General features: G+C 33.2%; 8 protein-coding genes. 3 read left to right on the forward strand and 5 right to left on the reverse strand.

Annotated elements, in window-relative coordinates; genetic code table 11:
• Positions 1 to 7: 7 nt before the first annotated feature.
• The 3 genes from FC72_RS06135 to FC72_RS06145 all read right to left on the reverse strand — a co-directional run bounded on the left by FC72_RS06135 (position 8) and on the right by FC72_RS06145 (position 3,139).
• Positions 8 to 712 carry a GntR family transcriptional regulator gene (locus FC72_RS06135; protein ID WP_057765851.1) on the reverse strand — a complete coding sequence of 235 codons (705 nt, stop codon included), beginning with the start codon at positions 710 to 712 and terminating at the stop codon, positions 8 to 10.
• Between the two features lie 183 nt (positions 713 to 895).
• Entirely contained in the window at positions 896 to 2,389 is a 1,494-nt protein-coding gene (locus FC72_RS06140) for a sensor histidine kinase (protein WP_057765853.1), read from the reverse strand.
• A gap of 3 nt (positions 2,390 to 2,392) precedes the next feature.
• On the reverse strand, positions 2,393 to 3,139 hold the full coding sequence (locus tag FC72_RS06145) for a response regulator transcription factor (RefSeq protein ID WP_057765856.1): 747 nt from the start codon (positions 3,137 to 3,139) through the stop codon (positions 2,393 to 2,395).
• Positions 3,140 to 3,232: 93 nt separating this feature from the next.
• Here FC72_RS06145 and FC72_RS06150 point away from each other — a divergent pair, with 93 nt between their 5' ends.
• Positions 3,233 to 4,009: a Cof-type HAD-IIB family hydrolase gene (locus FC72_RS06150; protein ID WP_057765857.1), complete on the forward strand. Its 777-nt coding sequence runs from the start codon at positions 3,233 to 3,235 to the stop codon at positions 4,007 to 4,009.
• Between the two features lie 77 nt (positions 4,010 to 4,086).
• On the opposite strand, the gene FC72_RS06155 is transcribed toward FC72_RS06150, so the two are convergent.
• Together FC72_RS06155 and FC72_RS11020 are read right to left on the reverse strand one after the other, a co-directional pair.
• Positions 4,087 to 5,079, reverse strand: a complete 993-nt coding sequence (locus FC72_RS06155) for a zinc-binding alcohol dehydrogenase family protein (protein ID WP_057765859.1) — start codon at positions 5,077 to 5,079, stop codon at positions 4,087 to 4,089.
• Between the two features lie 103 nt (positions 5,080 to 5,182).
• The gene (locus FC72_RS11020) at positions 5,183 to 5,845 is read right to left on the reverse strand and encodes a hypothetical protein (protein ID WP_083480769.1); all 663 of its coding nucleotides are present in this window, start codon (positions 5,843 to 5,845) and stop codon (positions 5,183 to 5,185) included.
• A 298-nt stretch (positions 5,846 to 6,143) separates the two neighbouring features.
• Between FC72_RS11020 and FC72_RS06165 the strand changes: the two genes are divergently transcribed.
• Positions 6,144 to 6,692, forward strand: a complete 549-nt coding sequence (locus tag FC72_RS06165; RefSeq protein ID WP_057765861.1) for an NADPH-dependent FMN reductase — start codon at positions 6,144 to 6,146, stop codon at positions 6,690 to 6,692.
• Positions 6,693 to 6,906: 214 nt separating this feature from the next.
• Positions 6,907 to 7,161 (forward strand): RodZ family helix-turn-helix domain-containing protein, encoded by a 255-nt coding sequence (locus tag FC72_RS06170; protein WP_057765863.1) that lies wholly within the window; start codon positions 6,907 to 6,909, stop codon positions 7,159 to 7,161.
• Positions 7,162 to 7,223: the final 62 nt, after the last annotated feature.

The following is a 7,223-nucleotide window of genomic DNA, read 5'->3' on the forward strand; positions in this document are numbered from 1 at the left end:
ACGCTTTCTAAATCTCATATTTAATTTTATATGGATTTAGAGACGTTAAATAAATGGCCTCTGAATATTCAATTAAGTGACCATGATGATTAAATGACTTTCTGATTCTTCTAATGCCAATGTCTTCTGAACTTTCCAATTGTTTTTGTTCGTCAGAATTTAGTTTATAAGCAAAAAACTCATCATCAAAATTATTTACCATTTCCCCTATCTCTTTGATAACTTGGTACAGAGAGACTTTTTCTAATTCGTACTTCATTTCATCATTCAATTTGAACGGCAAATAATGATGTAATAAAATATATGGTCTTCCATTAAGTCGATATATTTTTGTGATACGCGTTATAGATCCAGTAAGACGATTTAGGTCGAATTTAACCGGACTTTCATCAGCTGATATTTCATCAACTGACAAAATCTCTTTTTGTAGTTCGCTACCTTCATGCTCCAGAATACTACTAAATGATTGAGCTTTTGATAGCCTATTAAATAAGCGATTACTGATAACAGTAGTCCCCTTACCACTTTGTTTTTCTACATATCCTTCGCTTACTAAGACTTTTATAGCGTTGCGAACGGTTATTTTACTAACATCATAAATTTTTTCTAACTCTGTCTCAGTAGGTAAAAAATCTCCTACGTCATATTCACCAGATAAAATTTTTCTTTTTAAATCATCAGCAACTTGTTGGTACAAAATAATACGTTCCATATTTATTCTCCAATAATACTTTCTATAATGATTATATTATCATAATCATTATTTTAATAGTTAGTTATAAGCTAACTAACATTACTTATTTGTAAATCGCAAAAAGAGTGTGACAAAAAAGGGATCATGACTTATGTCACACCCCTTTTTACTTCAAATCATATCTCGCCAGATTCTAACTACCTACTCTTCATCATCGGATTTGTTATGTTCATAACCCTCATCAAAGAATGTAACGGTAAAGGTAGTACCTTTATCCAACTCACTCTTAACTTTTATTTCGCCACCATGATTTTCTATCAACTGATGAACAATTGATAATCCTAGACCAGATTCACCATACTTACGGTTCTTACGTGAAGGATCGGCTTTATAATAACGATCCCAAATATTTTTAACTTGATCTTCAGACATACCAATACCGGTATCTTTGATCTCAAAAATAGATGCATGCTTATCATCTTTACGATAACCGGAAACAGTAACTTCACCATCATTAGTAAATTGAATAGAATTTTGAATAATATTAAACATCACTTGGACAAAGCGATCGTAATCCGCATAAGTCATCAATTTATCTTCTGGAGTTTTTAAAGTGATTTTATCATTAGATTCTCCTGCTTTTTTCTCTAACTGTGATGTAATGTCCTTCAATGGAACAGTAGCATCAAATTCTCTTCTAGCTAAAGTAATTTGATTAGTTCTGATTTTTTCATAATCAAGATTTTCATTAACTAAACGAATCAAACGATTAGTCTCATTTCTCATTAACTCAATGCTTTGACCCTTGGATTCTTCAGGAATAGCATCATAAGCAAGTCCCTCCAATAATCCATTGATAGTAGTTAATGGAGTTCTCATTTCATGAGATGCATCTGCCATAAATTCTTTTCGACGTTGTTCTTGACGTTTTATTTCTTTATCAGAGGCTTCAAGTGACTTGACCATCTTATTAAAATCATCAGCCAAATCATCCAATTCGTCTCGATTTTTACTTTCAATTTGAACAGAGAAATCATTATTAGCAACTCTTCTTGTAGCGCCACGTAAGCGATTGATTCTATTAACTTGATACCTAGACAACAAGAAACTTAAAATTATCGCTGCTAACAAGGAGATCAACAAGGCAAAATAAAGCCGACTATTGATTTCACCAATATTAGTCTGCAATTCACTAACATCTGAACCAGCCCAAACAGCGGCAACTAATTTACCGTTTTGGAACCACGGAGTAAGAACATAAACATAACTAATATCACCCTTCTTACTTAATTGCGGATTCCCTTCCGTTCCTTCAGGCTTTTGAATATTTCGAATTGTCTTTCCTTGCTTTAACTTATTCCAATATGATTTCTTTAAATGCAGTTTTACATTACTTGGATGAGATGGATATACTTGATTATTCTTATAATCAAACACAGCAAACTGAACATTGCGTTCTGATAAAACTTGTTCAACAGTACGAATGTTATCACCAGTAATATTATGTATCTCACCAGTATTTGGATCTGTTTTTAAAGCTATCTTCTCCAAATTTCCTGCGTAACTCTCTAAACTCTTATAAGTTCGATTGTATTCCCACGTTGTAGAAGTACTAGTAACCGAATAGAGAATGATTCCAAGAGTTGTTAAAATAACAATCAAGAAACTCAGCATATTTTGATAAATTAATTTCATATTTTAATCAGCCTTGACTCCTGAATCATCAAATTTGTAACCAACACCCCAAACTGTTTCTATAACTTGAGGACCGACCTTTTCTATTTTTTGACGTAATTTCTTAATATGAGCATCAACTGTACGCTCCTCACCAAAGTAATCATAATCCCAAACTTGTTCCAAAAGCTGTTCTCTTGAAAATACTTGTTTAGGTTTACTAGAAAGAGTTTTCAACAAATCAAATTCTTTTGGTGTCAAATCAGGTATTTCTTTACCATCCAAAAATGCTTCACGAGTATTTGAATTTAGTTTGAAGTATCCAGTGTTAACGTCAAAGCCTTCATTATTTTCATCTGTATCTGGTTTATCACTATTAGTTTTAGCAGCTTCTTTTGCGACACTTTCGTTTCTTCTGTGAATAGCCTTCATCCTTGCAATTAAAGTAATTGGGCTGAATGGCTTAGTTACATAATCATCAGCACCAAATTCCAATCCTAAGACTTGATCACTTTCGGTATCACGGGCAGTTAACATAATTATTGGGACAGTTTTAGAAACTTTACGGATCTCTTTAGCAACTTCCATTCCATCTTTACCAGGTAAGTTTAAATCTAAAGTTATCATATCCCACTCATCAGCGTGTTCGTTGAACATATCAACAGCTTCATTACCATCATATGCAAAACTAGCATCCCAATTTTCTTTTTGGAAAAACATACTCATCATTTCCGAAACAGATTTATTATCTTCTATCATTAATATTTTCATTTATTTTCCACTCCATATAGTTACCACTACCTCAAACAGGTAAAACTTGTTACTATGAATAAGTATACAAAATAAATTGAGGTCGGTGATTTTTTGAATAAGAACTATCAAGGCACAGTATTTTTTTATCTTGACGGCACATTACTAAACGAACACTCGCAAGTTGATCCAGATGTAGCAGATGCAATTCATCAATTACGAGAAAACAACTATCTTCCAGTTATCTGTACAGGTCGTGCACCTGACGAAATTGTTGATATATCTAAAGCAACTGGTATTGATACTAATATTACTTTAAATGGCGCACTTGTCCAATCAGAACAAGAAATTATTTATGAAAATATTCTTGAACCTGAACTTATTGAAAAAGTAATTGATACAGCTACAAAATTCGATGATGTTGTCGGTATGCATTCATACACATCAACATCTATTAATCGCAGAACTGATGTAGTCGAGGACTTTTATCAAATGGTGCATTTGCCATTACCAAAAGTTGACGCTGATTTTTACAAAAAAGTAAAAGTTCCTATGATCGTCGTTGTATCACCTGAAAAAGAAGATCGTTACCAGGTAAAATATCCAGAATTGAAATTCTATAAAACAGGTACCTACTCTATTGACGTTGTAAAAAACGGTATTACCAAAATGAGTGGTATCAATAATCTAATTAAGAATATGCAATTAGATGATAAACCTGTCTACGCTTTTGGCGATGGTCCAAACGACTTAGAAATGATCCAATCAGCCGACTACAGTGTTGCCATGGGAAATGGAACTGACGAAATTAAAAATTCTGCAAACTATGTTACTTCTGCTAACATTGATGGTGGAATTCGTAATGGTCTTAAACATTATAATTTGATTTAATTTCTCATTAACATGAAATTCAGAAAAGGATTCGCGATTTACATCCCCGTAAATTACGAATCCTTTTTGCATGGAATTTATTTTACAACGACAACTTTACCTTTCATGTGTCCTGCTTCCACAATCTTAGTTGCTTCTTTTAGAGATTCTAGATCAAATCCCTTAATTACCTTAGTTGTTGTTGATTTAATAATTCCAGAATCAAGATCATCTGCCAACTTTTCTAGATATTCTCCTTGAGTTGACATTGATTCAAGATTATAAAAAGCTTTAGTAAACATCCATTCCCAATTAAAGTTAACAGATTTACTCTTTAAATCTGAGACATTGGATTCTCTTAAATTAGTTATTGTAGCAAAGGATCCAAATGGTTTGATCAATTCAACTATTTCTCCCCAATGCGGATCATTATCACTTAAACCTAAAATATAATCAACATATTTTATACCTAAGTCACGTACTTGCTTGATCAAATCTTGATGATGGTCAATAACTAGGTCTGCTCCTAATTTCTTTATCCATTCAACTTTCTCACCAGTAGCGGTTGCAATAACTCTTAAACCGGCTAAATGAGCCAACTGAACGGCAACGGATCCAACTCCACCCGCACCATTTATGATCAATACAGTTTTATTAGAATTATCAGCGTTAGTATCTATATTTAATTTCTCATATAAAAGTTCACTTGCTGTCAAAGTGATCAGTGGCATAGATACACTTTCTTCAATAGATAATTTTCTAGGAGCTTTAGCTATCAATCGTTGGTCGATAAGTTCAAATTCTTGATAACTTCCCTCACGAGAATAATCACCAGCAAAAAATACAGTATCACCGATCTCAAACTTCGTAACATCGGATCCTTTTTTTACGATTTCTCCATAACCATCAAAACCAACGACCTTAGGATCGGTCAATTGACCAGAGATTTTTTTCCTAGTAGCAATATCTACTGGGTTAATAGAGACACCAGCAATTTTAACCAATACATCTTGATTTTTTGGTTCAGGTACATCTTTAATTATTTCGGTTAAACTATCTAAATTACTATCAACAAAGCCATATGTTTTCATTCAGCAACACGCCCTTCTGATGATATTTTACAACAAATATCATTAGTTACCAAAAAAGACCAAAGGAAATATTCCCCTGATCTTTTCGATGTGATTATTATTTTTAAACTATTTCAACTGTTGCACTTGTGATTCCATATGAAGGAATCATATTGTTTGGCATAGCAACATCGATTTGATAAGGATTCGATGCAGCAAATGTTCCTGTATCATTAACAGTTCGATACCAAACATCCCCTTGTGCAGTGGTAATTTTCAAACGTGTACCGCGTGGAATAACTCCCAAGTTAGTTGCCACGCCGCCATAACCCATGTTAGATCCTAATACTGCAGGATCATAGAAACTTATTTTAAAAGTTCCAACGTTTTGGCTTGCTGTTTGATTTGGTTGAGATGTTTCTGCTGGTGCTTGTGTTGCTGATTGAGTAACTGGTTGTGATGGTTGCTCGACATCAGCTTTAACTTGATTCACTACTGGTTTTTCTGGTGCAAGATCGACATCTTCCATATGATGATCTTTCTCACTGTACTTAATACCAGGTATAAATTCCTTGTCACCTGGTAAAGAGATTTTCTCGTTTAGTTTTTTAGCATTTTCACCATTATCTGTTAATCCTGATAATGTGCCATTAAAATCCCCTACATTACTTGTCATTTGATCACTGTTATTTTGAGTTGCAGCATATGCATTAACTGAATATCCTGTTCCCACTACTAGCATTAATCCTGCTACAAATAACGCTTTAATTTTAGTTTGCTTAATCAACTAATCCCCCCGGTTTTTTCTTAATCACCAGAGGACACTATACAAGATGAATATTTCAAACATATTACACGAAGAATAAGAAATTTCAGTTACATTCCATTTTCGTAATATGGTTGTAATATGATTCAGATATCCGAAATATTTTTTGTAAATTGTAATTCTTTAAACAAATGCACATTAAACCTGAACATAGTACTATTTTAGTTTTCCAAGAAAAAGTGTCTTACGAGAACAATCATTTGTTCAATAAATTTATTTATGCTAAGTTTGATATATACATGGAATGGAGGAATTTAATATGTCAAAGAAAATTGCTGTTATTGTCGGTAGTTTACGTAAGGGATCATTCTCACGCCAAATCGCCAAAAATTTAATGGGATTGTTCCCTGATGGCTTTGAACCAGAATTTGTAGAATTTGGTGACTTGCCACTTTATAGTGAGGATATTGATACACCTGAAAACGTTCCAGCTTCTTATACAGAATTTAGAAATAAAATCAAAGATGCCAGCGGTGTACTATTTGTAACACCTGAATATAACCGTTCAATTCCTGGTGGATTAAAAAATGCTATTGATGTAGGATCACGTCCTTATGGAGAAAATGCTTGGGAAAAGAAACCAGCTGCTATCGTTAGTGTTTCACCTGGTGCTATCAGTGGATTTGGTGCAAACCACATCTTACGTCAATCTCTAGTATTCTTAGATATGCCAACACTACAACAACCAGAGGCTTATATCGGTAATGTTACAAACATTCTTGATGAAAATGGTAAGGTTTCAGACAAGACTGTTGGATTCTTACAAAGTATCGTTGACGCATACGTTGAATTGCTAAATCGTTATTAATTTTAATAAACGTCTCATATGAGACGTTTTTTATTTGCACAACTATCCATTAATAATGTATATTACATTTTATCAACAGTTTGTTCTGTGTGATTGTACAGAGGGAAAATTGTGATAACTTGAATATATTGCAAGTTCCATGTTGTTTTTCAAAAAAAAGTCACATTTATGTGGTAAAACAACATGTATAGAAGATGGAGGCAATGTTGGTTGTATGGTAACAATTGGAAAATATTTAAGAACAAAGAGGTTCTTTAAGGAAATGACTTTACAACAGGTAGTTTATGCTGCTAAACACGATTATAATTTATCAACATCAACTTCTGTTCTAAGTGCATTAGAAACTAACAAAACTAGAACTATGGACGGAGCATTATTATTTGTCCTAGCGGACTTATATGATATTGATTTAAATGAACTTCGCTCAGTCATTCTAGATGGAAAAAAGGAACAAGACTTGGAAAAATAGTCTTGTGCGATAATCCCTTTATGGTTGTCAGATGAAATACAATAATTCATCTGATGATTATG

It is taken from the genome of Companilactobacillus tucceti DSM 20183 (genome assembly GCF_001434665.1).
Classification (GTDB): domain Bacteria; phylum Bacillota; class Bacilli; order Lactobacillales; family Lactobacillaceae; genus Companilactobacillus; species Companilactobacillus tucceti.

Coding starts and splice junctions, on each gene's coding strand:
- FC72_RS06135 (WP_057765851.1), bottom strand. CDS start 712: ATGGAACGTATTATTTTGTACCAACAAGTTGCTGATGATTTAAAAAGA.
- FC72_RS06165 (WP_057765861.1), top strand. CDS start 6,144: ATGTCAAAGAAAATTGCTGTTATTGTCGGTAGTTTACGTAAGGGATCA.
- FC72_RS06145 (WP_057765856.1), bottom strand. CDS start 3,139: ATGAAAATATTAATGATAGAAGATAATAAATCTGTTTCGGAAATGATG.
- FC72_RS06155 (WP_057765859.1), bottom strand. CDS start 5,079: ATGAAAACATATGGCTTTGTTGATAGTAATTTAGATAGTTTAACCGAA.
- FC72_RS06170 (WP_057765863.1), top strand. CDS start 6,907: ATGGTAACAATTGGAAAATATTTAAGAACAAAGAGGTTCTTTAAGGAA.
- FC72_RS06140 (WP_057765853.1), bottom strand. CDS start 2,389: ATGAAATTAATTTATCAAAATATGCTGAGTTTCTTGATTGTTATTTTA.